At 30.7% G+C, this 26,581-nt stretch carries 23 protein-coding genes; 13 read left to right on the top strand and 10 right to left on the bottom strand.

The genetic code is table 11. From position 1 onward, the window contains the following. Positions 1-196 precede the first annotated feature (196 nt). The 8 genes from GVY01_RS08940 (at position 197) to GVY01_RS08905 (ending at position 10,496) form a co-directional block, all read left to right on the top strand. A complete protein-coding gene (locus tag GVY01_RS08940) occupies positions 197-3,880 on the top strand; it encodes a nitrate reductase subunit alpha (protein WP_017637735.1) in 3,684 nt (1,227 codons plus the stop codon). Further along, positions 3,870-5,423 (top strand): nitrate reductase subunit beta, encoded by a 1,554-nt coding sequence (gene narH, locus GVY01_RS08935; RefSeq protein ID WP_017637736.1) that lies wholly within the window; start codon positions 3,870-3,872, stop codon positions 5,421-5,423. Before GVY01_RS08940 ends, narH begins: the two co-directional genes overlap by 11 nt. After that, on the top strand, positions 5,416-5,991 hold the full coding sequence (narJ, locus tag GVY01_RS08930; protein ID WP_017637737.1) for a nitrate reductase molybdenum cofactor assembly chaperone: 576 nt from the start codon (positions 5,416-5,418) through the stop codon (positions 5,989-5,991). Before narH ends, narJ begins: the two co-directional genes overlap by 8 nt. Then, positions 5,984-6,661, top strand: coding sequence for a respiratory nitrate reductase subunit gamma (gene narI / locus GVY01_RS08925; protein WP_017637738.1), 678 nt, complete (start codon positions 5,984-5,986; stop codon positions 6,659-6,661). Before narJ ends, narI begins: the two co-directional genes overlap by 8 nt. Before the next feature lie 21 nt (positions 6,662-6,682). Next, positions 6,683-7,138 carry a nitrate respiration regulation accessory nitrate sensor NreA gene (gene nreA, locus GVY01_RS08920; RefSeq protein WP_159333727.1) on the top strand — a complete coding sequence of 152 codons (456 nt, stop codon included), beginning with the start codon at positions 6,683-6,685 and terminating at the stop codon, positions 7,136-7,138. Positions 7,139-7,146: 8 nt separating this feature from the next. After that, positions 7,147-8,178, top strand: coding sequence for a nitrate respiration regulation sensor histidine kinase NreB (nreB, locus tag GVY01_RS08915; protein ID WP_017637740.1), 1,032 nt, complete (start codon positions 7,147-7,149; stop codon positions 8,176-8,178). A 20-nt stretch (positions 8,179-8,198) separates the two neighbouring features. Then, positions 8,199-8,852, top strand: coding sequence for a nitrate respiration regulation response regulator NreC (nreC, locus tag GVY01_RS08910; RefSeq protein ID WP_029055762.1), 654 nt, complete (start codon positions 8,199-8,201; stop codon positions 8,850-8,852). Positions 8,853-9,332: 480 nt separating this feature from the next. Then, positions 9,333-10,496 (top strand): nitrate/nitrite transporter, encoded by a 1,164-nt coding sequence (locus GVY01_RS08905; RefSeq protein WP_017637742.1) that lies wholly within the window; start codon positions 9,333-9,335, stop codon positions 10,494-10,496. Positions 10,497-10,546: 50 nt separating this feature from the next. On the opposite strand, the gene GVY01_RS08900 is transcribed toward GVY01_RS08905, so the two are convergent. Both GVY01_RS08900 and GVY01_RS08895 read right to left on the bottom strand, forming a co-directional pair. Next, on the bottom strand, positions 10,547-10,963 hold the full coding sequence (locus GVY01_RS08900; RefSeq protein WP_017637743.1) for an Hsp20/alpha crystallin family protein: 417 nt from the start codon (positions 10,961-10,963) through the stop codon (positions 10,547-10,549). Positions 10,964-11,179: 216 nt separating this feature from the next. Beyond that, the gene (locus tag GVY01_RS08895) at positions 11,180-11,626 is read right to left on the bottom strand and encodes a MarR family winged helix-turn-helix transcriptional regulator (RefSeq protein ID WP_017637744.1); all 447 of its coding nucleotides are present in this window, start codon (positions 11,624-11,626) and stop codon (positions 11,180-11,182) included. Between the two features lie 166 nt (positions 11,627-11,792). On the opposite strand from GVY01_RS08895, the gene GVY01_RS08890 reads away from it, so the two are divergent. The 3 genes from GVY01_RS08890 to GVY01_RS08880 all read left to right on the top strand — a co-directional run bounded on the left by GVY01_RS08890 (position 11,793) and on the right by GVY01_RS08880 (position 14,434). Next, positions 11,793-12,422 carry a nitroreductase family protein gene (locus GVY01_RS08890; RefSeq protein ID WP_017637745.1) on the top strand — a complete coding sequence of 210 codons (630 nt, stop codon included), beginning with the start codon at positions 11,793-11,795 and terminating at the stop codon, positions 12,420-12,422. Positions 12,423-12,551: 129 nt separating this feature from the next. After that, positions 12,552-12,917: a DUF3139 domain-containing protein gene (locus GVY01_RS08885; RefSeq protein ID WP_017637746.1), complete on the top strand. Its 366-nt coding sequence runs from the start codon at positions 12,552-12,554 to the stop codon at positions 12,915-12,917. A 239-nt stretch (positions 12,918-13,156) separates the two neighbouring features. Further along, the gene (locus GVY01_RS08880) at positions 13,157-14,434 is read left to right on the top strand and encodes a dicarboxylate/amino acid:cation symporter (protein WP_017637747.1); all 1,278 of its coding nucleotides are present in this window, start codon (positions 13,157-13,159) and stop codon (positions 14,432-14,434) included. A gap of 390 nt (positions 14,435-14,824) precedes the next feature. Here the strand turns inward: GVY01_RS08880 and GVY01_RS08875 are convergent, their stop codons facing one another. The 4 genes from GVY01_RS08875 to GVY01_RS08860 all read right to left on the bottom strand — a co-directional run bounded on the left by GVY01_RS08875 (position 14,825) and on the right by GVY01_RS08860 (position 19,276). Continuing rightward, the gene (locus GVY01_RS08875; RefSeq protein WP_017637748.1) at positions 14,825-15,169 is read right to left on the bottom strand and encodes a DUF4889 domain-containing protein; all 345 of its coding nucleotides are present in this window, start codon (positions 15,167-15,169) and stop codon (positions 14,825-14,827) included. A gap of 182 nt (positions 15,170-15,351) precedes the next feature. Further along, a complete protein-coding gene (locus tag GVY01_RS08870; RefSeq protein WP_371683225.1) occupies positions 15,352-15,783 on the bottom strand; it encodes a pyridoxamine 5'-phosphate oxidase family protein in 432 nt (143 codons plus the stop codon). 71 nt (positions 15,784-15,854) lie between these two features. Further along, positions 15,855-17,960 carry an AraC family transcriptional regulator Rsp gene (gene rsp, locus GVY01_RS08865; RefSeq protein WP_108016969.1) on the bottom strand — a complete coding sequence of 702 codons (2,106 nt, stop codon included), beginning with the start codon at positions 17,958-17,960 and terminating at the stop codon, positions 15,855-15,857. Positions 17,961-18,904: 944 nt separating this feature from the next. Continuing rightward, complete coding sequence (locus GVY01_RS08860; protein ID WP_126568283.1) at positions 18,905-19,276, bottom strand: YbgA family protein; 372 nt, start codon at positions 19,274-19,276, stop codon at positions 18,905-18,907. A gap of 198 nt (positions 19,277-19,474) precedes the next feature. On the opposite strand from GVY01_RS08860, the gene GVY01_RS08855 reads away from it, so the two are divergent. Then, the gene (locus GVY01_RS08855; protein WP_017636837.1) at positions 19,475-20,914 is read left to right on the top strand and encodes a sucrose-specific PTS transporter subunit IIBC; all 1,440 of its coding nucleotides are present in this window, start codon (positions 19,475-19,477) and stop codon (positions 20,912-20,914) included. Positions 20,915-21,312: 398 nt separating this feature from the next. On the opposite strand, the gene GVY01_RS08850 is transcribed toward GVY01_RS08855, so the two are convergent. Continuing rightward, on the bottom strand, positions 21,313-22,260 hold the full coding sequence (locus GVY01_RS08850; protein WP_017636835.1) for a magnesium transporter CorA family protein: 948 nt from the start codon (positions 22,258-22,260) through the stop codon (positions 21,313-21,315). 65 nt (positions 22,261-22,325) lie between these two features. Further along, on the bottom strand, positions 22,326-22,895 hold the full coding sequence (locus GVY01_RS08845) for a TetR/AcrR family transcriptional regulator (protein WP_414075559.1): 570 nt from the start codon (positions 22,893-22,895) through the stop codon (positions 22,326-22,328). 216 nt (positions 22,896-23,111) lie between these two features. Between GVY01_RS08845 and GVY01_RS08840 the strand changes: the two genes are divergently transcribed. Next, the gene (locus GVY01_RS08840; RefSeq protein WP_017636833.1) at positions 23,112-24,389 is read left to right on the top strand and encodes a YhgE/Pip domain-containing protein; all 1,278 of its coding nucleotides are present in this window, start codon (positions 23,112-23,114) and stop codon (positions 24,387-24,389) included. Between the two features lie 213 nt (positions 24,390-24,602). Here the strand turns inward: GVY01_RS08840 and GVY01_RS08835 are convergent, their stop codons facing one another. Together GVY01_RS08835 and GVY01_RS08830 are read right to left on the bottom strand one after the other, a co-directional pair. Next, a complete protein-coding gene (locus GVY01_RS08835; RefSeq protein WP_159333726.1) occupies positions 24,603-25,382 on the bottom strand; it encodes an SDR family NAD(P)-dependent oxidoreductase in 780 nt (259 codons plus the stop codon). Positions 25,383-25,654: 272 nt separating this feature from the next. Continuing rightward, positions 25,655-26,581, bottom strand: a complete 927-nt coding sequence (locus tag GVY01_RS08830) for a LysR family transcriptional regulator (RefSeq protein ID WP_017636831.1) — start codon at positions 26,579-26,581, stop codon at positions 25,655-25,657.

Genomic DNA, 26,581 nt, shown 5'->3' with positions numbered 1-26,581 from the left:
CCTATAAGAGGTGGTCTTTTTTTTATTAAAAAGAATATTGAAAGATTATAAAAAATCATAGGGGATTTATACCTTCAATTAGGACTTTCCCTAATATAAAAAGTTTGTGAAAAAATATACAATTTGAATATAAGAAAAAGTAGCGAAATTAATTAACGGACATAGATAATCACTTTGCTAGTGTAGGAGGATATATATGGGGAAATTTGGATTGAATTTTTTTAAACCAACAGAAAAATTTAACGGGAACTGGTCAGTATTAGAAAGTAAAAGCAGAGAATGGGAGAAAATGTATCGAGAACGTTGGAGTCATGATAAAGAAGTTAGAACTACACATGGTGTTAACTGTACTGGATCATGTTCATGGAAAGTATTTGTTAAAAATGGTGTTATTACATGGGAAAACCAACAAACAGACTATCCAAGCTGTGGTCCTGATATGCCAGAATACGAACCTAGAGGTTGCCCAAGAGGAGCATCATTCTCATGGTACGAATATAGTCCTTTAAGAGTTAAGTATCCATATATAAGAGGAAAATTATTAGAACTCTGGCAAGAAGCATTAGAAGAAAATCAAGGTAATAAAATTGCGGCATGGGCATCTATTGTTGAAGATGAAGAAAAAGCTAAACAGTATAAATCTGCAAGAGGTATGGGTGGCCATGTAAGATCTAATTGGAAAGATGTTACTGATATCATAGCAGCTCAATTATTATACACAATAAAAAAAGATGGACCTGACAGAATTGCAGGATTTACGCCTATACCTGCAATGTCAATGGTGAGTTACGCTGCAGGTGCACGTTTTATTAATTTACTCGGCGGCGAAATGCTTAGCTTTTATGATTGGTATGCAGATTTACCACCTGCCTCTCCACAGATTTGGGGAGAACAAACTGATGTACCTGAATCAAGTGATTGGTATAACGCATCATATATTATTATGTGGGGCTCAAATGTACCTTTAACACGTACACCGGACGCTCACTTTATGACAGAAGTTAGATATAAAGGTACTAAAGTTATTTCTGTAGCACCAGATTATGCAGAGAACGTTAAATTTGCGGACAATTGGTTAGCGCCTAATCCTGGTACAGATGCAGCAGTGGCGCAAGCAATGACACACGTCATTTTACAAGAATATTATATAAACAAACCAAACCAACGTTTCATCGATTACGCTAAACAATACACTGATATGCCTTTCGTATTGATGTTAGATAAAGATGAAAATGGATTTAAAGCAGGCAGATTTTTAAGAGCTACTGATTTAGGTCAACAAACTGAAAATGGGGAATGGAAACCATTAATTTTTGATGAAATTTCAAATGAGTTAACAGTACCTAACGGCACAATGGGACAAAGATGGGAAGAAGGCAAACAATGGAATCTTAAATTAGAAGATGATGAAGGAAACAAAATAGATCCTTCATTATCCATGGCTGATAGTGAATATGAATTACAGCAAATTCAATTTCCATATTTTGATAGTAATGGTGATGGAATATTTGAAAGACCTATTCCTACTAAAAAAGTCACTTTAGCTGACGGAACAGAAACATATATCACAACAGTATTTGATTTAATGGCAAGTCAATATGGCGTACGTCGATTTAACCATGATTTAGAAGCAGATAGTTATGAAGATAAAGATTCTAAATATACTCCAGCATGGCAACAAGAAATAACAGGTATTAAAAGTAATTTAGTCACTCAAGTAGCTAAAGAATTTGCACAAAATGCTATTGATACTGAAGGTCGTTCAATGATTATTATGGGCGCTGGCGTAAACCATTGGTTCAATTCAGATACTATTTATCGTGCAATACTCAATTTAGTTATGTTATGTGGTTGCCAAGGCGTTAACGGAGGAGGATGGGCTCACTACGTTGGTCAAGAAAAATGTCGCCCAATAGAAGGCTGGAATACACTTGCATTTGCAAAAGACTGGCAAGGACCACCACGTTTACAAAATGGAACTAGTTGGTTTTACTTTGCTACTGATCAATGGAAATACGAAGAATCAGATGTAGATAAATTAAAATCACCTTTAGCTAAAAATATTAAACATAAACATCCTGCTGATTATAATGTGACAGCAGCAAAATTAGGTTGGTTACCATCATATCCTCAATTTGACAAAAATAGTTTGTTATTTGGTGAAGAAGCTAAAGAAAATGGTGACAATTCAAATGAAGCAATTCTTAAACGCGCTATAGATGAAGTGACATCTAAGAAAACTAAATTCGCAGTAGAAGATCCAGATTTAAGAAAAAATCATCCTAAAACATTGTTTGTTTGGCGCTCAAATTTAATATCAAGTTCTGCTAAAGGACAAGAATATTTCATGAAACATCTATTAGGTACGAAATCAGGTTTATTAGCTTCACCAAACGAAGATGACAAACCTGAAGAAATCAAATGGAGAGAAGAAACAACAGGAAAATTAGATTTATTAGTATCACTTGATTTTAGAATGACAGCAACGCCATTATATTCTGATATTGTTTTACCGGCAGCGACTTGGTACGAAAAACACGATTTATCATCAACAGACATGCATCCATATGTTCATCCATTTAATCCGGCTATTGATCCATTATGGGAATCACGTTCAGATTGGGATATTTATAAAACATTAGCTAAAGCAGTATCTGAAATGGCTAAAGATTATCTTCCAGGTACATTTAAAGATGTGGTTACATCACCATTAGGTCATGACTCAAAACAAGAAATAGGTACGCCACTCGGAATTGTAAAAGATTGGTCTAAAGGTGAAATTGATCCGATTCCTGGTCAAACAATGCCTAGCTTTTCAATCGTAGAAAGAGATTACACACTAATCTATGATAAATACGTTACAGTAGGACCTAAACTTGAGACAGGTAAAATAGGCGCACATGGAGTTAGCTTTAGCGTTAAAGATCAATATGAAGAACTTAAAAGTATGTTAGGTACATGGAATGATACCGATCCAGACTCAATTAAAAATGATAAACCACGTATTCATTCAGCACGAAATGTTGCAGATGCCATGCTAAATATTTCATCAGCTACTAATGGGAAATTATCTCAAAAATCTTACCAAGATTTAGAACAACAAACAGGTATGAAATTAGCAGATATATCTAGTGAAAGAGCTTCTGAAAAAATTACATTTTTAAATATTACATCGCAACCTAGAGAAGTTATACCAACAGCGGTATTTCCAGGTTCAAATAAAAATGGAAGACGTTATTCTCCATTTACAACTAATATTGAACGTTTAGTACCATTTAGAACATTAACTGGACGACAAAGTTATTATTTAGACCATGAAGTGTTCCAACAATTTGGTGAAAGTCTACCAATATATAAACCAACTTTACCGCCAATGGTATTTGGTACAAGAGATAAAAAAATTAAAGGTGGCACGGATGCATTAGTATTACGTTACCTTACACCACATGGTAAATGGAATATTCATTCAATGTATCAAGATAATAAACATATGTTGACACTATTCAGAGGTGGTCCAAATGTTTGGATTTCGAATGTAGATGCTGAGGCACATGATATTAAAGATAATGATTGGTTAGAAGTTTACAACCGAAACGGTGTTGTTACTGCTAGAGCGGTTATTTCTCACAGAATGCCTCAAGGAACAATGTTTATGTATCATGCTCAAGATAAACATATTCAAACACCTGGATCTGAAATTACAGATACAAGAGGTGGTTCACATAACGCACCAACTAGAATACATTTGAAACCGACACAATTAGTCGGCGGATATGCTCAAATTAGCTATCATTTTAACTACTACGGTCCGATAGGAAATCAAAGAGATGTTTACGTTGCAGTTAGAAAAATGAAGGAGGTCAATTGGCTTGAAGATTAAAGCGCAAATCGCAATGGTGTTGAATTTAGATAAATGTATAGGATGTCATACTTGTAGTGTTACATGTAAAAACACATGGACAAATAGACCAGGTGCTGAGTATATGTGGTTTAACAACGTTGAAACTAAACCAGGTACAGGATATCCGAAACGATGGGAAGACCAAGAACATTACAAAGGTGGTTGGGTTTTAAATAAAAAAGGAAAATTACAACTTAAATCAGGTAGTAAATGGTCTAAGATTGCTTTAGGTAAAATCTTTTATAACCCAGATATGCCTTTAATACAAGACTATTATGAACCATGGAATTATAACTATGAACATTTAACTTCAGCTAAACAAGGTAACCATTCACCAGTAGCAAGAGCGTATTCCGTTATTTCTGGGAAAAATATGGATATTGAATGGGGACCTAACTGGGAAGATGATTTAGCAGGTGCTAATGTTACAGGCCCTAAAGACCCTAACATCCAAAAAATTGAAGAAGATATTAAATTCCAATTTGATGAAACATTTATGATGTATTTACCTAGACTTTGCGAACATTGCTTAAACCCAAGTTGCGTAGCATCATGTCCTTCAGGTGCAATGTATAAAAGAGATGAAGATGGTATTGTATTGGTTGACCAAGATGCATGCAGAGGTTGGAGATATTGCATGACTGGTTGCCCTTATAAAAAAGTTTACTTCAACTGGAAAACAAATAAAGCAGAAAAATGTACGTTCTGTTTCCCAAGAATTGAAGCAGGTATGCCTACTGTATGTTCAGAAACATGTACAGGCCGTATGAGATATTTAGGCGTACTTTTATATGATGCTGATCGCGTTGAAGAAATCGCATCAACTGAAAACGAACAAGACTTATATGAAAAACAATTAGAATTATTTTTAGATCCATATGACGAAGATGTTATTGCTCAAGCTGAAAAAGATGGTATCAACCACGAATGGATTGAAGCGGCACAACAATCACCAATATATAAATTGGCTATTGAATATAAATTAGCATTCCCATTACATCCAGAATATCGTACTTTACCAATGGTTTGGTATTGTCCACCATTAAGCCCAATCATGAGTTATTTCGAAGGTAAAAATACACAACAAGATCCAGACATGATTTTCCCAGCAATTGAAGAAATGAGATTACCTATCGAATATTTAGCTAATATGTTTACTGCTGGAGATACTGAACCAGTGAAAAAATCATTACAAAAAATGGCAATGATGCGTAGCTATATGAGAGCTAAAGTGACTAATAGACCATTTGATGTTAAAAAGTTAGATGCTTTAGATCTTACCGAAAGACAAGTTTCTGATATGTATCGATTATTAGGTTTAGCAAAATATGAAGAACGCTTTGTAATACCAACATCACATAAAGAAACATATTTAGATACTTACCATGCTCAAGGATCTCAAGGATATGGTGGAGAGAACTTCGGTGCAAATTGTGAAGGATGCGGCGTTGCAGTTGGTTCTGGAAAAACAGGTCAAGAAATATATAACGAAAACTTTTATGGAGGGATATTCCGTGATTAATTTCGATAATTTAAAAAAATATCAAGATAGTTTTGGTTATATAGCAATGTTATTAAGCTTTCCAGAAAAATTAACATTTAATGAAAATGTGTTTAATGAATCCATTACTTCACAACATCCTGGTTATCAAGATATTGTTAATTTTAGAGAAGTTATGATGAATTATACTTTGTCTGAAGCAAAACAAATTTATACAGATACGTTTGATTTCAGTAAAAATTCTCCATTATATATGACATATAACAAATTTGAAACTCAAAAAGAACGAGGACAAATGTTAGCCAAACTTAAAGTATTATACGAAATGTTTGGATTAAAAATGGTAGATAATGAATTATCTGATTATCTACCGTTAATGTTAGAATTTCTACAAACTATCGAATGGTATGGCGATGATAGAGCGGAAGAAAATATTCAACTTGTAATTATGATTATTGAAGACGGTACGTATGCATTGGCAAATGAGCTTGGTAAACATAATCATCCTTATGGATATGTTATCCAAGCATTACGTAAGACATTAAAATTATGTCTAAAGTCACCAGAAGGAGTGACGCAACATGATTAGTCAATTTTTGTGGGTCATTTATCCCTACTTATGTTTGATGATTTTTATTATAGGACATATTGCAAGATATAAATATGATCAATTTTCTTGGACAGCCAAGTCTAGTGAATTAATTGAAAAGAAACAACTTAAATGGGGAAGTCTATTATTTCACTTAGGAGTTATTCCTGTGTTTTTTGGTCATGTTGTTGGTTTGGCAATACCGGAATCATGGACAGAAGCATTAGGTGTTACTGAAGGAATTTATCATTTTGGTGCCGTTTATATAGGAAGCATTTTTGGTATAATGACATTGATTGGTATGTTATTGTTAACAGCAAGACGTATAACATTTGAAAATGTAAGACGCTTGAGTTCATTTTCTGATATCTTCGTGAATTTTTTATTACTTTTAATTATTTTTATGGGATGTTACTCAACGCTTGTTACTAATATAACAAATGAAGGATTTAACTATCGTGAAACAATTTCAGTGTGGTTTAGACAGTTATTTTTATTTAGACCTCATGCCGAATTAATGTTAGAGGTACCACTTCAATTTAAAATTCATGTATTATTAGGATTCACAATATTAGCATGTTGGCCGTTTACACGTTTAGTTCATGTATGGAGTGTACCGTTATCTTATACTAATAGAAGATATATTATATATCGAAAAAATAAATTGTAATGATCCAAAGGTGGAATGATAATGACTCCAGGTTTAAATATGAAACTGCAAAATATTCAATATAATATTGATAAATTAAGAGAAGAAGAAGGCGTCGATTTTGCAGCGATTGCATTTTGTGAGCATTCAAGTACTTATTCCCCAATAAAATGGCAATATGTATCCGGAAATAACAATGATAGATATAAACTTATCGTTCTACGAAAAGGTCGTGGATTAGCTGGTAACGTCATGAAAACAGGGAAAAGAATGCTAATTTCTAATGTAGATATGGCGCTGTCACCAGATGAAAAAGTAAAATATCCCATTTTATTAAGTGAAAGTTTAACAGCGGTGATAGCAGTACCACTTTACTTTAATAACCAAGTTTATGGTGTAATACTATTTGGCCAAAGAAATCACAAACCATTGCCTGATAATATAGAAAATATTATTATCAATGAGCGACTAGGTGAATTAAAAGAAGATATTAGGTGATTAAATTGTTGGGACATGATGATATCAAACTTGAAACTTTATTGAAAAAATATTATGAGTGCACAAATGAGAAAATTGTGTTTGTTAATAATGATGGCAAAGTAATAGCTATGAATGAAGCAGCTAATGAAGTGATTTCAATGGAAGATAATTATAGTACGATGACCAATGCAATATGTCGTAGATGTGAAGGTTATACCAATGAATTTGATTTGCAATCATGTAAAAATTGTTTTTTAGATGTAGAACAACCTAATAGATCTACATTTCAAGTTTTTATGAAAACTAATCAAAGAGAAATTGCACCATTTACTGCTACATATCAAACAATTGATAAAGAAAAAGGTATCAATGCATTTACTTTGCAAGATGTTGCACCTCAGATTGAACGTCAAGAAAAAATGAACCAACGTAGGATGATAAGAAAAACCATTTCTGCACAAGAAAATGAACGTAAACGTATTTCGAGAGAATTACATGATAGTCTAGTTCAAGAACTTTTAAATATAAACGTTCAATTACGCTTATTAAAGTACCAACAGGATAGAGAAAAAATATTGAATGATGTTGAAAATATTGAGGGCATCATGTCTCAATTAGTCGATGATGTTAGAAATTTATCTGTTGAATTAAGACCAGCTTCATTAGATGATTTAGGTTTAGAAGCCGCATTTAAATCTTATTTTAAACAGTTTGAAGAAAATTTCGGAATGCAAATTAATTACACATCTAATATTTCACAGCAACGTTTTGATAGTGAAGTTGAAACAGTTGTTTATCGTGTAGTTCAAGAAGCGATTTATAATGCGTTAAAATATGCAGGTGTTAGTGAAGTAGATGTAATGATTCAAAAAAATAATGATAATTTAATTGCAGAAATTATTGACCATGGATACGGATTTAATCCAAATTCTCAACCAAAAGGATCTGGACTAGGTTTATACGGTATGCGCGAGCGTGCTGAATTAGTGTACGGGCATGTAGATATAGAAACACATATTGATAAAGGTACAATAGTTACATTAGAAGTACCTTTGTGAAAATTTTTGGGGGAATTAAATTGAAAATTGTGATAGCTGATGATCATGCAGTTGTTCGAACAGGTTTTTCCATGATATTAAACTATCAACAAGATATGGAAGTAGTGGCTACAGCTGCTGACGGTGTTGAAGCATATCAAAAGGTGTTAGAACATAAACCAGACGTTCTTCTTATGGATTTAAGTATGCCACCAGGTGAATCTGGTTTAATAGCGACAAGCAAAATCAATGAAAGTTTTCCGGAGACTAAAATATTAATATTAACAATGTATGATGACGAAGAATATTTATTTCACGTACTTAGAAATGGTGCAAAGGGCTATATTTTAAAAAATGCGCCTGATGAACAATTAATTCTTGCGATTAGAACTGTTTATCAAGGAGATACTTATGTCGATATGAAATTAACAACATCTCTTGTTAATGAATTTGTTAATAACAACAACCAAGAACCTACTGATGGGTCTGATCCCTTTAAAATTTTATCAAAACGCGAATTAGAAATATTACCGTTGATAGCTAAAGGGTACGGTAATAAAGAAATTGCTGAAAAATTATTTGTTTCTGTAAAAACAGTAGAAGCACATAAAACACATATTATGAACAAATTAGGATTAAAAACAAAACCAGAATTAGTTGAATACGCTATGAAAAAGAAACTATTAGAATTTTAGAGCCCCTTATCGCTTTAGCGATTAGGGGCTCTTATGCATTAGCGAAGCTAAGGCGAACCGAAGAAGAAAATCGCTTTAGCGATTAGGGGCTCTTATGCATTAGCGAAGCTAAGGCGAACCGAAGAAAATCGCTTTAGCGATTAGGGGCTCTTATGCATTTAAAGAAATACTTTTTCTTTAGAAATTAGTATTTCTTACACATGAGTTCATCTCATGTGTTCCACTATAACCACTAGTATTTCCAACGCATGAAATTGTCTCATATATTCTAATAATAAATGCTTTTAATTTTACTGAACTCATTTATTTTTATAGGGGAAAAAGGTAAACAAATAAGGGATTACACTAATGTTCAATTTTTCACAAACATCTTAAAATATAGTTATAGTTAGTACTTTGCATAGAAGTAGTAACACTCACAATTATTAAATGATTTATTCATTAAAGTACTAAATAATTATAATTTATGAAGGTGAAGACATGGACAAAAGAAAAGGTGGTTTTCAACTAGGTTTACAAACGTTAAGTTTAGTAGTTGGATTTATGGCTTGGAGTATCATATCTCCTTTAATGCCTTACATATCACAAGATATTAAAATTCCAGCATCACAACTATCGATTATTTTAGCAATACCTGTAATTTTAGGATCCATTTTACGAGTTCCGTTTGGATATCTCACAAATATTATTGGAGCTAAATGGGTTTTCTTCTGTAGTTTCATAATACTATTATTCCCAATATTCTTTTTAGCTCAAGCTAAATCTCCGGGAATGCTAATGCTTTCAGGGTTCTTTTTAGGAGTAGGGGGCGCTATATTTTCAGTAGGTGTCACTTCCATTCCTAAATACTTCCCTAAAGAAAAAGTAGGGTTAGCAAATGGTATATACGGAATGGGGAACATAGGGACAGCAGTTTCATCATTCTTAGCACCACCTATTGCAGGCATTATCGGTTGGCAAACAACAGTAAGAATGTATTTAATATTTATTGCTTTATTTGCTATATTAATGTTTATTTTTGGTGATAATAAAGAAACAAAAGTTAAAGTACCTTTAGTGGCACAAACTAAAATATTAGCTAAAAATCCTAAATTATATTATACAAGCTTATGGTATTTTATAACATTTGGCTCATTTGTAGCATTTGGTCTATTCTTACCTAACTTTTTAGTTAATCATTTTGGTATTGATAAAGTAGATGCAGGAATTCGGTCAGGTATTTTTATCGCCTTAGCAACATTCCTTAGACCAATCGGAGGCATGCTTGGTGATAAATTAAATGCTGTTAAAGTATTAATTCTAGATTTCATTGCTATGATTATAGGCGCAGTAATCCTGGGCATTTCTTCTCACATTGTATTATTTACAATAGGTTGCTTATTAATTAGTATATGTGCAGGTATTGGTAACGGATTAATATTTAAACTTGTACCATCATACTTTTCAAAAGAAGCTGGGACAGCAAATGGTATCGTATCAATGATGGGTGGCTTAGGAGGATTCTTCCCACCAATAGTAATCACTTATGTATCTAGTATCACTGGTACAAGCCATCTCGCATTTATATTATTAGCAATATTTGCTATTATTGCTGTAATTACAATGTTTTTAGTTAATAAAAAAGACGCGAAAACAATTCATTAATAAAACAGACCTTGCTATGGTAAATCCATAACAAGGTCTATTATTTTATATTATGAAATTGAAATTGTTGTTGCATCTTCAGCTTCTTGCTGTTGTTTAGGCAAGCGTACGCTTAAAATGCCATTTTCAAATGTTGCTTTGATAAGAGACTTGTCTATATCCTCGAATTCAAATCTGCGCACTAATTCACCACTAGAACGTTCATTTAATTGCGTTTGTCCATTATGTGATTCAATATATTTATTAGCTTTAATAGTTAACGTATGTTGCTCAAAAGTTAATGAAATATCTTCTTTTTTCACACCTGCAAGTTCAGCTTCAATTAAGTAATGATCATTTTCATTATATAAATTAACAGGGAAAGCTTGAGATGAAAATTGATTGAATACTTGTTTACCTAAATCTCTGAATAAATCAGTTGGATCATTTTTCAAAAATGAATTATTAAAGAAGTCATTATTTGGCATATTATTAGCTCCTTTTACAGTTATAAATTAACTATATTTAATTGTAAATTCATTATATGAAGCGTTTGTTATGAGGTAAAGTAAAATGGATTATTAATAGAGTGATAATTCGTACTAGAGAATATAGAGAAAAGTTTACAAAACTTGATTTTATCAACGCATAAGAAAGGGATGAAAATGGGCAAGTTTACTTTTGCCTTTTTTCTCTATATAAGATTATTTTTCTGAGGATTTATCGAAGTTTTTAGAAACAAAAAGTTGAAGGTGGTTAACTAATTCCTTAGCTTCATTTACATCTATATCAAATTCGCCAAATACCTTTTGCGAAACTTCTGATAAAGGTTTTTTAATACTTTTACCTTGTTCTGTTAGTGAAATTTGAAGATTTCGTTCATCTTTTTCTTCACGAGTTCGAACAACGTAATTTTTCTTTTCTAATTTTTTTAGTAATGGTGTTAAAGTGCCTGAATCTAAGAAAACTCTATCACCTAAAGTTTTGATGTTAAGTTTCTCATCTTCTTCAATCGCCATTAGCACTATATAACCAGTGTACGTGAGTTCATATTCCTTTAAATAATTGGAATACTTTTTGATAATTTCTTTTGATGAAACATAGAATAAAAAGCACAATTGTTTGCTTAAATAACTATTTTCGACATACATTAAATCACTCCTTGTTAAGGTAACCATATTATGAAGTGTGTGACTTGTCAAGTGCCTATTTTGATAGTAAAGTTAAATTGCTTTTCATTTAAATATTAGAAAATCATAATTAAAGATTATTGATTTGAAAAATCCAATGACTTATAAAAAATAAGGAGTATATATAATGGAGAAAATCACTCAATTTGACGATGTATTAAAAGGAAGAAGATCAGTAAAAGTATTTGATACAGAACATAAAATCAGCCATGAAGAAATGGATGATATCATTCAAAAAGCAACAAAAGCACCATCTTCAGTGAATATGCAACCATGGAGATTAATAGTTGTAGATTCTGATGAAGGTAAGGAGAAAATATTACCATCTTTCGGTAAGAATTCGAGACAAGTCAATACTTCTTCAGCTATGATAATCATATTTGGAGACTTGAAAAATTATGAAAAAGCTGAACAGATATACGGTGACGCAGTAAGCAAGAATCATATGACAGAAGAAATTAAAGATAAGATGTTAAGTTGGGTATTGCCTCATTATAAAGGATTATCTAGAGAAGGTATGAAAGATATCGTTAATATTGATAGTAGTTTAATGGCAATGCAATTAATGCTTGTGGCTAAATCGCATGGCTACGATACTAATGCTATAGGCGGATTTGATAAAGCTAATATTGCGAATGTGTTAGGGATAGATAGCGATCGATTTGTACCAGTTGTAGCAATTGCTATAGGTAAAGGTGCACAAGAAGCCCATGAATCAGTACGTTTACCACTCGACGATGTAAGACAGTATCTTTAATTAACATATGAATCATCTTTGCATTATATCAATGAGTTAAGAATATTTTGTTACAAAATTTTTATAAGACTTTAAAAATGCATAAATTTCGTTCATACTAATTAAGATAAGGCAAAAGGAGTCTATAAAATGAGTAAGAAGCAGAAATTAATCAGAATTATTATTATATTAATTATTTCATTAGTGATTGCGTTTGCGTTTTTCTTCGCGCTTAAATCATATCAAGGTCACAAAAATATTGAAATGGTTGATAGTTATTTAAAAGAACACCATTTAAAAGATAAAGTTAAAAAACAAGAAACTCTTTATAGCGCTAAAAAGGGTGTTTATTATAAGGAAGTTATTTTTAAAGATGAACCTAAAATAACTTATGTCATTCAACCTATTAGTACTAGAAAAGGTGTTTTTGCCGAAGGTTTTGATACTGAAACTAAGAAAAGTATAAAAAGTGCTAAGCATAATTACTTTAATAAAAACTATAAACCTTCAAAATAATTGCAATAAGATGAGTTACCAAGTTGAAAAACATTTGGTAACTTTTTTATTTTGGGTATCAGTTAAAATTAAAGAATAGAAATGAAGAACCTTTAAAAATAAACATAGTAAACTACTCTTGATTCATAAAAGTTAAAACATTTCAATACAATTATTTATATTTGTTATATAAATAATTATAGCTATTTTTAACTTATCTGATATAATTAAGTGATGTCAGATGAAGGGGAGTTTGCAATATGGCTCTGTTTAAGAGAAAAATCAGTCTACCTGTGCAAGTATTAATTGCATTGGTTCTAGGTGTTGTCGTTGGACTTATATTATATGGAAATGAAGAAGCGGCTAACTACATAAAGCCATTTGGAGACATCTTTTTAAACTTAATTAAAATGATTGTTATTCCAGTTGTATTCTGTTCTTTAGCACTATCTATTTCGAACGTTGGGGAATCGAAAACTGTAGGTCGCTACGGATGGAAAACAATATTATACTTTGAAATTATAACAACAATCGCTATTGGTCTTGGATTAATTTTCGGAAACCTATTTAAACCAGGTTCTGGATTAGATCCATCAAAATTACCAAAGGGCGATATTTCTAAATATCAAACATCTGCACATGCTGCAGAACAAACTACATATGGTAATCATTTTATTGATACTATAGTAAACATTGTACCAACAAACTTTTTTGAAGCTTTAAACAAAGGTGAATTATTACCTATTATCTTTTTTGCTGTATTTTTCGGTTTAGGTTTAGCTGCCGTTGGCGAAAAAGCAGAACCAGTAAAATCTTTCTTAAGTGGAACTTTAGAAGCAGTTTTCTGGATGATTAATAAAATATTAAAATTAGCACCACTTGGTGTCTTTGCATTTATTTGTACAACAATCATTACATTCGGAGCATCAGCGTTACTTCCTTTACTAAAACTAGTATTAGTTGTAATTTTCGCAATGGTATTCTTTATAGTTGTAGTATTAGGAATTGTAGCTAGAATGTGTGGCATTAGTATTTTCTCTATTATGAAAATACTAAAAAGCGAAATACTTTTGGCTTTCTCAACTTCAAGTTCAGAAGCAGTATTACCAGTAATGATGAAAAAGATGGAAAGATTCGGTTCGCCGAAAGATATTACATCGTTTGTTATACCAATTGGTTATACATTTAACTTAGATGGATCAGCTTTATATCAATCTATAGCTGCATTATTCGTAGCACAAATGTATGGCATGCATTTAACATTAACTGAACAATTAGTTTTAATGTTAACGTTAATGCTTACATCAAAAGGTATGGCAGCAGTTCCAGGTACTTCAATCGTTGTGTTATTAACAACATTAGGTGCAATGGGATTACCAGCTCAAGGACTTGCTTTAATTATAGGGGTTGACCGTTTATTAGACATGGTACGTACAGTAGTTAACGTTATGGGTAACGCTTTATCTACAGTTGTCATTGCTAAATGGGAAAACGTTTATGATAAAAAACAAGGTCAAGAGTACTTAAAAACATTATAAAATAATAAATCTGACATTTTAGAGCCCCTTATCGCTTTAGCGATTAGGGGCTCTTATGCATTAGCAAAGCTAAGGCGAACCAAGAAGAAAATCGCTTTAGCGATTAGGGGCTCTTATGCATTTAAAGAAATACTTTTTCTTTAGAAATTAGTATTTCTTACACATGAGTTCACCTCATGTGTTCCATTAATAAACACCATAGATTAAAAGTGACTAATTAATTCAGGAGAGTAACTATATATCCTTTAAGCAGTAGCGAAAGCTACTGTGACCCTTAAAAGTACTTCCATTTTAATGGTTAGAGGCAGTGGTTGATAGATTATAACTTAACATATTCGTTCGTATAACATAAAAAAGAAGCAAGTCATTATCGACTTGCTTCTTTTAAAATTACATATGCATATCGCCCATATCATGGATTTGAGTCATTAATCCATGTGGTACATCATCATGATCTACTTTTTTAACACTAGCAATTTTGCCAGATTTTTCATTTTTAGTAATTCTTACGAAATCCTCTTTTTTAACAGATACATCAGCATCTGATGGAAGTTTAACGTTCTTTTCGATTTTTTCGTCTTTTTCACTAATCATTTTATCAATTGTTGTACCATTCTTCATTACGCCATAATATGTTTCTTTTTTACCGCCTGCCATCATAGCAATAACTAAAACAATACATATAATGACCATGATTGCAATAAGGCTATAAGCGAGTCCTTTTTTACCTTTCATTTAGCAAAATCTCCTTTGATATTGTTTATCTATCTACTATTTTATTTATACAGAAAAATAGAGTGATTTGCAATTAAATTTAAAATATAAGTGGATATTATAATTTGAAATTTTCATCAAATATACGAATTTGTATCACATCAAAAAATCCCAACTTATTTAAGTTGAGATTAATCATTCATTTATAACTCAATTGTGAAGGGTGTGTCTAAATCTTTGTCGTTCATCAATTTAATTGATTTAGGATTTACTTTTAATACACATAATTCAGGGTCTTTACTAGAATCGAAAAATGATTTATCTTGAGTTTCCCATAACCAGTCAATTGTTTTTTCATCTTTAACAACTTCAATAGTTGCATCGATTTCAACAAAACTATTGTTAGTCGTTTCGTTATAGCCTAATAAAATATAAGCATAAGGATTGTCTTCAATTTCTTCAACCTTTATAGAATTAATATTTGTCTTAGTATATAGTGTCAATTCATCATTATAGAATACCATATATCTACTATTAGGTTTATTATTATAAGCGGTTGATAATACACCCACTTTTGAATGGTCTAATACATTTTCAATTGCTTCAGTTGCTTTTTGATTATCCAATCCTATCATCTCCTTAATACTAAATATATCCTTAATCAGAGATTGTTAAACTTATGACAACATCATTCTACAATCGATGGCTAAATAGGTTTGAAACATACATATTTTACTTCATCATGTTTGAGAACAACATTAACATCTTGATTATCATTTTCTTGAATAAATAGTTCTGTTTTTGGATGATTGCATTGATCCAATTGATTAATAATATCTTTATCAAGAAATAGTTGTTCTTTAGTTTGTGGTAATAAATTATCTATTGTCCCATGCTCACTATTCAAAGTTTGAACTATTGTCAATGAATGTGATTTCAATGTGTTTTTGAAAATAAATTTTTGTTGACTATCAGATAAATAACGATCGTTTATTTTATTAAATAATATGAAGTGATAATTGCCATCTTTACGACTCATAATGTAGTTATTACAAATTTGTAATTCTTCATTTACAAAAGGGTGAGTCATTTTATAAATGTGAATTAGAGGTAATGCATTACCGAATTCATTAAATAATGACAAGTACTTCGTTTCGTCTGCAATGAGTTGGTAACTAATACCACCACCATAGCGTAGTAAAGCAATGATATGACAAACTAAATCAGCTAGTTGTAAAGGATTAGAACTATTGCTAGCATATTTGAAACATTTCAAAGATAAATAATCATACACAAAATGAGTGGAGTCTATGCCTGAATCTAAAATGAACTGCTTATAATTTTCAAAATGTGTCGTCGAATGATTATATGTTCTTCTTTTATTAATTAAAGATAATTTCGTTTCAATATTTTCAATATCAATTAAATAGTAATCAAAATTAAGTCTTTTTAAAGTATCGTATGTTTTTTCTACAGTCTGATTTTGACGTAATAGGCCGTCTACAGTCATACCATATTGGATATCTTTATTTTTATTTTTAATTTTTAAATGACAAAGATGTATATCTTGTGTAGACATTTTAGACGAATCAAAAATAAGCATTAATTTTACGACTTTTTTATTTAATTTATAGTCATTATGTCCTTGTAAAAACTTCAAAATAAATTGATTAACTACATTAAATTGATTTGTAGATTTAATTTTTATTGCTAAACCAATATGTCTCTCAAATAATTTATCAAGGCATCTATGTAACAAATGATAGTTAATTTGATTAGAAGTTACGTCGCTAACATTTTCAATAAGAATGACTGGTTCAGGTAAAAATGAAAAATCAATATCAAAATACTCATTGAACGTAAAATGAAATAATTCATTAAAATTATCAAGTCTAATAAATGCTTTTGAGGGTTTGGAATAATCTTTAGGATCAAAGTTATCTATATTGATTTCAGTAATCTCTGTAGCTAATTGATTATTAAAATCAAAATGATTAATTAATGGTAAAAAAGGTGAATAATCCTTATCTTCTATATTTAAATGAGGCAAAGTATCCATTTTGACTATATAAGAGCGATACTGTTTTGGGCTAAAATTCAAATAGTTTTTAAACTGATTTGTAAAATTAGTATGGCTACTAAACCCAGATTCTTCTGATATAGTGTTAATTGATAAATTAGTAGTCATTAATAGTTTAATAGCATGACGAATTTTCAAACTTGTATAGTAATCTTTAAAATTCATATTTAAATAACGTATAAATAAATTTGAACAATAAGATTCTGAAATACTACTATTTATAGCGACATCTTTTAAAGAAATAGTTTGAGTTATTCTATCTTGAAGAAAAAGTAAACACTCTGAAAACAAAGTATTACTAATTGACATATTGGGGATATAATCAACATCGTATTTTATAACTGCTTCTTTATACAAGGTCTGAATTACTTTGGAACAAAGTTGATGATCAACCGTTTGGTCCTCTGAATATTGTTGTATAGTTTGTAGAATAAGCGTTTTGATATAACCACTAGATTGTAATAAATGTCTATCGAAATAGCACTGGAAAAAGTCGTCATCTTCTACATAAAAATAAAAGATCGGAATCGTTAATTGTACTATATTATGAGCATTTTCAACTTCAAATATGTCACCATGATTAATTATAGCAATGTGTGCATCTAAATCTTTAACTTCTCCGTTGATTTTAATGTTCAAGTCATTAGTTAATGAAAATAAGATGATGACTTTATTAATATTACGAAATGGCTTGGTGCTGTACTGATGAAAAAGGTTTAGGTTACATGTCATATGATATTACGAAGCTCCTCTATGTTTGTTTTGAAAATCTAAAAAAATCATCACTTATAAATTGTTTGCATTGAATAGTTTTTATGATATTCAATGTCTGTGGCATTTAATACGCGATTAAATAATAATTGATATTATAATAGATTCGCCTTCAAATAGTAATAGTTAAAAATAAAGTTCATAGTAAAAATTTTGTGAAAACGCAGCCATTTTTGTATTGTTTGCAACATAAAAGGAGTTTTAGAAATATAGTATTGTATATTTGGAAATTTTCAATAGCGTGTAATCTCATTTTTTAGTACATAATAAATATAGATTCCAATCCAAAAGAAATTTTAAAAAACTTAAATTGATTAAGGGTTGTAATCTATGGTATTAAATGTACGTTATATACACAACTTAGATATAACAACAAAAAGAGAGAGACAACATAGAATCACATATACCATATTTAGTGAATAAAAATTGATTAACTTAACATTAGTATAAACAACAAGGATTATATTCATACTTTAAATATTTTTACTAACACATTAGCAACTAGTAATTAGACATCATGAAACAATGTTGAATATATGAAGCAATGACAACAAGAATCAACAACATATTTCATATTTGGTAGAAATATTTAAACGACATCCAATGAATAACCATCTTCTGAAAATTAAAGTATGATGAAACATCAATATTTAAGTAGCGATTTTTAAAAACATTAATTTGAAATACTCCCCCCGAAGTACTAACAAATTAAATGAAGCATGACAATTCGTTTCACTGGATGTAAAAATAAGTCCTTTATATTGTTTATAATTATTTAGTGATACAACTTAGAATTAATCTTTCTTCAGACATTTATAATAATGTACATTTAATGAGTCAATAAAGGTTTATTACCTTTACCTATAAAAAAGACAAACCACTTATAAAAGTGTGGTTTGTCTTTTTTATGCTTTTAATACTGAGCTTTCTTTTAAATATTGAACATCATATTGATACGCTAAAAATCTTAAAAATGATAATAAATCTTCTATTGGAATATCTTGATGTTTAAATTGATGCTTTAATTTTGTAGCAGTTTCCTTTTCTTCTTCTGTAGCTAACTTTTTGAAATATCCCCACATATGATCGTAAGCATTCATAACACTTCCTTGACTAGGGGTTATTTGAATTGCCTCTTTTATCACTAGATTAATTTCATTATATGAGGGATTATGTTTAAGTCTTTCACGTATGGCATTGTAATGGCTTTGACTATGGAGTAATACACGATATTTCTCTTCACGCCATAATTTTTCGATATATCCACGTTCTTTCAATAAACTAACTCCTTTCAATTTTAATTATTTATATTCTTATACCCATTTGAAGAGTAAATTAATATAAGTTAATTAACTGTCATGACAACGATTAAATTTAAAACTTTATTGAATGAGGTTGATTTAATTATTGCAACCGTTTACAATAAAGTTAGTAATTTTGGAACTGGTTCCAAAAAATTGGGAGGGTTTATACAAATGAACTATAAACAATCAGCAGAAGATATATTAACTGCAATAGGTGGAGAAGAGAATTTAGATTCAATGGCGCATTGTGCGACGAGACTTAGATTAATATTAAATGATGAAAGTAAAGTAGATGAAGACGCATTATCTAAAATGGATGTCGTTAAAGGAACATTCTCAACTGGTGGTCAATACCAAATTATTATTGGGTCAGGGACTGTAAATAAAGTATTTAACGAAATGGAGAATATTACTGGTAAAGAAGCGTCTACAACTTCTGAAGTAAAAGAGAAGTCAACTAAACATATGAATCCATTACAACGCTTTGTGAAAATGTTATCTGATATCTTTGTTCCGATTATTCCAGCAATCGTTGCCGGTGGTTTGTTGATGGGTCTAAACAATTTATTAACTGCTAAGGACTTATTTTATGATGGCAAATCTTTGATTGAAGTTCATGATCAATTTGCTGGATTAGCAGAGATGATTAATATTTTTGCCAATGCACCATTTACATTATTGCCGATTTTAATTGGATTTAGTGCAGCAAAACGATTTGGCGGTAATGCATACTTAGGCGCAGCACTTGGTATGATATTAGTACATCCAAGTTTGATGAGTGCTTATGATTTTCCGAAAGCATTAGAAGCGGGTAAATCAATTCCATATTGGGATGTATTTGGATTACATATTAATCAAGTAGGTTACCAAGGACAAGTTTTACCTATGTTAGTGGCAGCTTATATATTAGCTACTATTGAGAAATGGCTTCGCAAAGTCATACCAACAGTATTAGATAATTTAGTAACACCACTATTATCAATCTTTGTAACAGCATTTATTACATTCTTATTTGTTGGTCCTATTACAAGACAATTAGGATACTGGTTATCAGATGGCTTAACATGGCTTTACGAATTTGGTGGTGCAATAGGCGGATTAATCTTTGGTTTATTATATGCACCAATCGTTATCACTGGTATGCATCATAGTTTCATTGCAGTAGAAACAACATTAATTGCTGACCAGGCTAAAACTGGTGGTTCATTTATCTTCCCAATTGCTACCATGTCAAATATCGCTCAGGGTGGTGCAGCGTTAGCGTCATTCTTTATTATTAAAAATAATAAAAAATTAAAAGGTGTTGCATCAGCTGCAGGTATTTCAGCAGTTTTAGGTATTACGGAACCAGCGATGTTCGGTGTGAATCTTAAATTAAGATACCCATTCATAGGTGCTATTATAGGATCAGGTCTTGGTGCAGCGTATATTTCATTCTTTAAAGTTAAAGCAATAGCTTTAGGTACAGCAGGTATACCTGGATTTATATCAATCAATCCAAACCATGGTGGCTGGCTACATTACCTCATAGGAATGGTAATAGCATTTGTCGTTTCAGTTCTTGTGACATTTGTTCTATCTAAAAGAAATAAATATAAAGAAGTTCAATAAAATAGGTTATAAAAAAGACAACTCGTTAATTTACTTTGATGATATCTATTAAATTATACGGAAGGCCTTATTCTTTAAAAGTATTATAATGTAAAATTACACACAAAATACGTAGTATTTATGGCGAGACTCCCGAGGGAACAGTACTAGTTGAAGACTCTAGAAATACTCACAGATTTATCTGTGCCGTATTTCTGGCTGAAACTGTACCATGGGAAGGGACCCAACACAGAGAAACTGATTAAATCAGTTTCTACAAGCAAAGCAAGTTGGGCAAAGAGAGCCATACAATACGAAGTATTGGGTATAAAGAAAGCACTAAGATGATTAAAATAAATCGTCTTAGTGCTATTATTTTGGGATTTATGTCCCAAGTGATTTTTTAAATTTTGTTATAGCTATAGCTTTTGTTTTCGCCATAAATAAACACTGACGATTGCAACAAGAATAAGAGAAATAACGACAACGATAATCCAAGAAATGTAACTATGATCACTTAGTGGTAATGGTACATTCATTCCAAAGAAACTAAATACCAGTGTAGGTAGGGTTAATAATACAGTAAACATAGTTAATGTTTTCATAATCGTATTCATATCATTAGATAATAATGACGCATAAGAAGTTGTAATACTTTCTAAGATACGTTGATGTAGTTCGGTTGTTTCAATTGCTTGGTTATTTTCTATAATTAAATCTTCTAGTAATTCTTCATCATCTTCAAAACGTTTAATAGCAGGTAAACGGAATAACTTTTTAATTATTGTATCGTTACCCTTCAAAGCTGCTAAGAAGTATACCAAACTTTTCTCGACTTCCATTAGTTTGAAAAGTTGCTTATTAGTAATATTATTTTTCAATTCTCTTTCGATACGAATACGTGATTTATTCAATAATCTTAAATTTCTATTATAATGATTCGCAATCGTTGTTAAGATTTCTAGTGCAAAGCGACTATGAAACTTCAGATTAATATTGTCTTGTCTAGAGAAGTTCTCTAAAAATTCATTTTCAGCGTCACAAATAGTCATTACGATACCATTACCAATGACTATGCCTAATGGAATAGTAATAAAGGATAGGACACTGCGATTTGTTGAATTAACTAGAGGTAAGTCGATAATAATCAGTGAGTATCCAGTATCTTCGTCATACTCAATACGAGCACTTTCTTCTGAGTCGAGTGGATCTCGAATAAAGTCTTCTGGTAAATTATAATATTCCATTAAATGTTCTATTTCTTCTCTATCAGGTTCAACTACATTAATCCACAATGCTTGTTGATCAAGAGTCGTTTCGATAATTTCATTATTAATTTGATTTGAATGTTTATATGCAGTGATCATTTGTAAAAGTCCTTTCACAAGCTTTTTAACTTCAAACGCATCACAATATTTTACGAGCAATGTGTTTAACGAGACTGATTGTATTTTTGTTCTGCCATAATTCGTAACGGACCATAATAAATAATTTTGAAAATATGAGTGACAAGGTCATCAACAGAAATACGATTAGAATCTAATACCCAATATCTGATAATTGAGATTGTGGCACCTGACACATAACTATGAAAATACATTTCTGGTATGCCTTCAATTTCATTATTAATACTGATCTGATTCTTCATATTATATTGTATCAGGTCGCTTATTTTTTCTTCTAAACGACTTTTTCGTTCCAAATTAAGAATCGTATTATAAAAGTCTAGATTATCATATACATGTTGAATGATGTTTCGCAATACTTTATCTATAAATAGTGTCGAAATCATTTCAACATTTTCACCTTCAATTTCTGAAAAGGTGGTGAATTTAGATATTTGAGCAATACATTCGTCTTCCATATCGGTTAATAATAAATATTTATCTTCATAATGTAAATAGAATGTACCTCGATTTATATCAGCTTTATCTGCAATGTCTTGCACTGTAATATTTTCAATATTTTGTTCCTTTAATAATTGTATAAAGGCATGCTTTATTGCTGATTTTGTTTTACGGACGTTTTACGGACACGTCGATCTTCCTTCAAAAATGTAAAACCTCCCATAATTAATAGACAATATACACCGAAGTGTTCAATAAAAGACGTTTTTCTATTAATTGATTGTTGTTTATTTATTTAAACTCATTATAATTGTAAAAGTGATAAATGTTCAACAAATTGTTGAATTGTTTCAAGGGAGGAAAAAAAAGTTATGAATATATTTAAAAGTAAATTATTATGGTTGACGCCTATAGCAATCATTTTAATATTAATGATTTTCGCGGTTGCATTTTACCCAGCGTTTAATCCTAAACCAAAAGATATGCCAATTGCTATCGTAAATCACGATGAAGGTACTTCTATTCAAGGTAAGAAAACAAATATTGGTGATAAATTAGAAGATAAACTATTAGATAGCGATTCTGACGCTGTTAAATGGGTTAAAGTAGACAGTGAAAAAGACGCTAAAAAAGGTATGGAAAAAGAGAAATATTATGGGGCTGCAATTTTTGAAAATGACTTTTCAAAAAATGCTATGAGTAAAACTCAAAAAGTCGTAATGGATAGTAAAAAATCTGAAATGCAAGATAAAGTAAAATCAGGTGAAATTCCAGCTCAACAAGCACAACAAATGGCTAAAAAAATGGGCAACCAAAAAGTTGACGTTAAAAAAGCACAATTTAAAACAATTGTAAGTGAAGGAACAAGTTTACAAGGTTCTCAAATGGCTAGTAGCGTATTGTCAGGTATGGGTGACAATATTAATAATCAAATTACAAAACAAAGTCTTCAAACATTAGAAAAACAAAATGTTAAAGTTGATGCAAAAGATATTAACGCTGTAACTAATCCAGTTAAAATCAATAACGATAAAATTAATGAAGTTAAAGATCACCAAGGTGGCGGTAATGCATCATTCTTAATGTTCATGCCAGTTTGGATGGGTTCTATTGTTGCATCAATCTTATTATTCTTTGCATTTAGAACTAGTAATAACGTTAAAATTGCACATCGTTTAATTGCGTCTGTAGCACAAATGATATTTACAGCTATTACAGCATTTGCTGGTAGTTTCGCATATGTATATTTCATGAAAGGTGCGTTAGATTTCCATTTTGATCATCCAAATAGAGTTTCTATATTTGTAGCATTAGCTATTATGGGATTCGTTGGATTAATTCTTGGAACAATGACATGGTTAGGTATGAAATCAGTACCAATCTTCTTCATTGCAATGTTCTTTAGTATGCAATTAGTAATGTTACCAAAACAAATGCTACCTGAGTTCTATCAAAAATATATTTATGATTGGAACCCATTTGCACATTACTCAACAAGCTTAAAAGAAATTATCTATATGAATCATCATCTAGAGTTAAATACAACAATGTGGATGCTTATTGGATTCATGATTTTCGGAGTAGTATCAAGCTTATTAGCAGCAGCTCTTAGAAAACATAGTAACAAACGTACTGAAATTCCAGCATAATATAGCACGATAAATTTCAATAACTGTCGATAAGATATATGTCTTATCGGCAGTTTTTTTGTGTAAATAAATGTTAATAAAACATGTATTCGTTACTCAGTAATGTATATATTGAATCAAAGAAAAAGGCAATTTCTATATTTTTCAATAGAAATTGCCTTTTATCCTTTGTCTCAAAACTTAATGTCTCAGACACTTCAATTTTGAATACGATTAAAGTGCTGTGTAACCACCGTCAACAGTAATAACTGAACCAGTAACGAATGATGATGCATCTGAAGCTAAGTATAGTGCTGCACCTTGTAATTCTTCTGGTACACCTGGACGATTCATAGGAGTCATATTCATCCAAGTATCAATCATATCTCCGCCTTTAGCGAAATAATCTTTAGTTAATTCTGTTTTCATATATCCTGGTGCAATTGTATTTACACGAATATTATGTTTAGCCCATTCATTTGCTAAACTTTTAGTAAGCATAATTACAGCTGCTTTAGAAGTATTATATGCTGCTTGTGGTTGTGGTGTGTTTACAATAACACCTGACATTGAAGATGTATTAACAATAACACCACTCTTTTGTTCACGGAAGACTTCACCAACAGCATTTGTAACTAGTACCATACTGTTTAAGTTAACATCCATTGTTTTTTTCCAACGTTCATATGGCATATCTTCAAAATCAACATGTTCATTAATACCTGCATTATTGAACAAGATATCAATATGACCAAATGTATCCATTGTTTCTTTTACCATGTCGTTTACTTGATCAACATTTGTTATATCTACTTTGCATGCAATGGCTTTATTTCCTGTTTCTTCTTCAAATTCTTTAGCAGTTTGTTGTCCAACTTCTAAATTCATATCTGCAATTACAAGATTAGCACCTGCTTCAGCTAAAGCTTTTCCCATAGATTTACCTAAACCAGAAGCTCCTCCTGTTACGATAGCTACTTTATTTTCTAATTTGAATTTATCTAATACTGACATTTAATCCATCTCCTTATGTTTATGTATGTATCCATTTTAAAATAAGATATATGAAATTCCTAGTGCAAACGCTTACTTTTATAAATTTTTATTTTCATATTACATTTTTTAAATAATAAGGTCACCATAGAAACATAAATGAATGCTCATTTGTATTCAACTGCTACTTAAAAACACTATTTAATTGGTGTCTTCATATAATTACTACTCTTGAAATTTATATAAAATAAAACAACCTGGGACAATTAATGTCTCAGGCTATAATTTTAAATTCATTCATCTTCATTTTTATTATATGTAGCTTTAGCTAATTCTATAAACATATGTGCAGCTTTAGACAAGTGATTAAATTTATCACTTTTATATGCCACTACAACTTGATTAAAATAGCTTGGGTTTTCTAATTTAATACTTAACCCTTCAAAATGTTTACTACTGTTTTTAACGCTTTCTGGTACATAAGTAATCCCTAAACCTTCATTTACCAATCTTAATGCATTATCAATGCTAATCGTTTCCATAGCAATATTGGGTTCAAGCTCATTGTCTTCTAATATTTGATTAGTGATTTTACGCAAAGCCATATTCGGTTTTAACAATATAAAATTATCATTTACTAGTTCTTGATGAATTTCAAAAATTGATTTGTTTTTGTAATTATCATTTGTAATTAATGAATGATTGGATGGAATCATCAAATATATGGGTTCTTTAGATAGAGTTTCAAACTGGAATACACCTTGATAAAAAGGCAAAATCGTAATTGCTATATCAATCTTATTATCAATAAGTAATTGCTCAATTCGATGAGCTGATTCTTCTATTAACTTTAATTCGATACCTGGATATTCTTTTATAAATTCTGGCAATATCTTATATAATGCATGGGCTGCTAGTATAGGATTAATTCCTATGACTAAACGACCTTTTTTTAATCCAGAAATCATTTGTAATTCCGATTTCATTTCATCATACGTATATTTAATTTGATTCATATATTCTATATAACGTTCCCCAGCGTACGTTAAAGTAATTGGATTTTTCTCTCTATTTAATAACTCTGTGCCTAAGTCAGTTTCTAATTCCTTAATAAACTTACTTAAATACGGCTGTGAAATGTATAAATATTTTGCTGCTTGGGAAATACTACCAAATCTATTGATTTCCTCTAAATATTTACTTGATCTTGTGTTTATCAT

This window comes from Staphylococcus sp. 8AQ (assembly GCF_902506595.1).
Taxonomy (GTDB): Bacteria; Bacillota; Bacilli; order Staphylococcales; family Staphylococcaceae; genus Staphylococcus; species Staphylococcus pasteuri.
Note: the sequence above shows the minus strand (reverse complement) of the source record. Positions and strands in the feature narration are given on the sequence as shown.

Excerpts from the sequence above, each read along its gene's own strand:
- GVY01_RS08885 (WP_017637746.1), top strand. The coding sequence starts at position 12,552 with ATGAGTAAGAAGCAGAAATTAATCAGAATTATTATTATATTAATTATT.
- GVY01_RS08855 (WP_017636837.1), top strand. The coding sequence starts at position 19,475 with ATGAACTATAAACAATCAGCAGAAGATATATTAACTGCAATAGGTGGA.
- GVY01_RS08830 (WP_017636831.1), bottom strand. The coding sequence starts at position 26,581 with ATGATAAACACAAGATCAAGTAAATATTTAGAGGAAATCAATAGATTT.
- GVY01_RS08895 (WP_017637744.1), bottom strand. The coding sequence starts at position 11,626 with ATGTATGTCGAAAATAGTTATTTAAGCAAACAATTGTGCTTTTTATTC.
- GVY01_RS08900 (WP_017637743.1), bottom strand. The coding sequence starts at position 10,963 with ATGCCAAATAATGACTTCTTTAATAATTCATTTTTGAAAAATGATCCA.
- rsp (WP_108016969.1), bottom strand. The coding sequence starts at position 17,960 with ATGACATGTAACCTAAACCTTTTTCATCAGTACAGCACCAAGCCATTT.
- GVY01_RS08880 (WP_017637747.1), top strand. The coding sequence starts at position 13,157 with ATGGCTCTGTTTAAGAGAAAAATCAGTCTACCTGTGCAAGTATTAATT.
- GVY01_RS08850 (WP_017636835.1), bottom strand. The coding sequence starts at position 22,260 with ATGATCACTGCATATAAACATTCAAATCAAATTAATAATGAAATTATC.
- GVY01_RS08840 (WP_017636833.1), top strand. The coding sequence starts at position 23,112 with ATGAATATATTTAAAAGTAAATTATTATGGTTGACGCCTATAGCAATC.
- GVY01_RS08870 (WP_371683225.1), bottom strand. The coding sequence starts at position 15,783 with ATGATAGGATTGGATAATCAAAAAGCAACTGAAGCAATTGAAAATGTA.
- GVY01_RS08875 (WP_017637748.1), bottom strand. The coding sequence starts at position 15,169 with ATGAAAGGTAAAAAAGGACTCGCTTATAGCCTTATTGCAATCATGGTC.
- GVY01_RS08905 (WP_017637742.1), top strand. The coding sequence starts at position 9,333 with ATGGACAAAAGAAAAGGTGGTTTTCAACTAGGTTTACAAACGTTAAGT.
- GVY01_RS08890 (WP_017637745.1), top strand. The coding sequence starts at position 11,793 with ATGGAGAAAATCACTCAATTTGACGATGTATTAAAAGGAAGAAGATCA.
- narI (WP_017637738.1), top strand. The coding sequence starts at position 5,984 with ATGATTAGTCAATTTTTGTGGGTCATTTATCCCTACTTATGTTTGATG.
- GVY01_RS08940 (WP_017637735.1), top strand. The coding sequence starts at position 197 with ATGGGGAAATTTGGATTGAATTTTTTTAAACCAACAGAAAAATTTAAC.
- GVY01_RS08835 (WP_159333726.1), bottom strand. The coding sequence starts at position 25,382 with ATGTCAGTATTAGATAAATTCAAATTAGAAAATAAAGTAGCTATCGTA.
- nreA (WP_159333727.1), top strand. The coding sequence starts at position 6,683 with ATGACTCCAGGTTTAAATATGAAACTGCAAAATATTCAATATAATATT.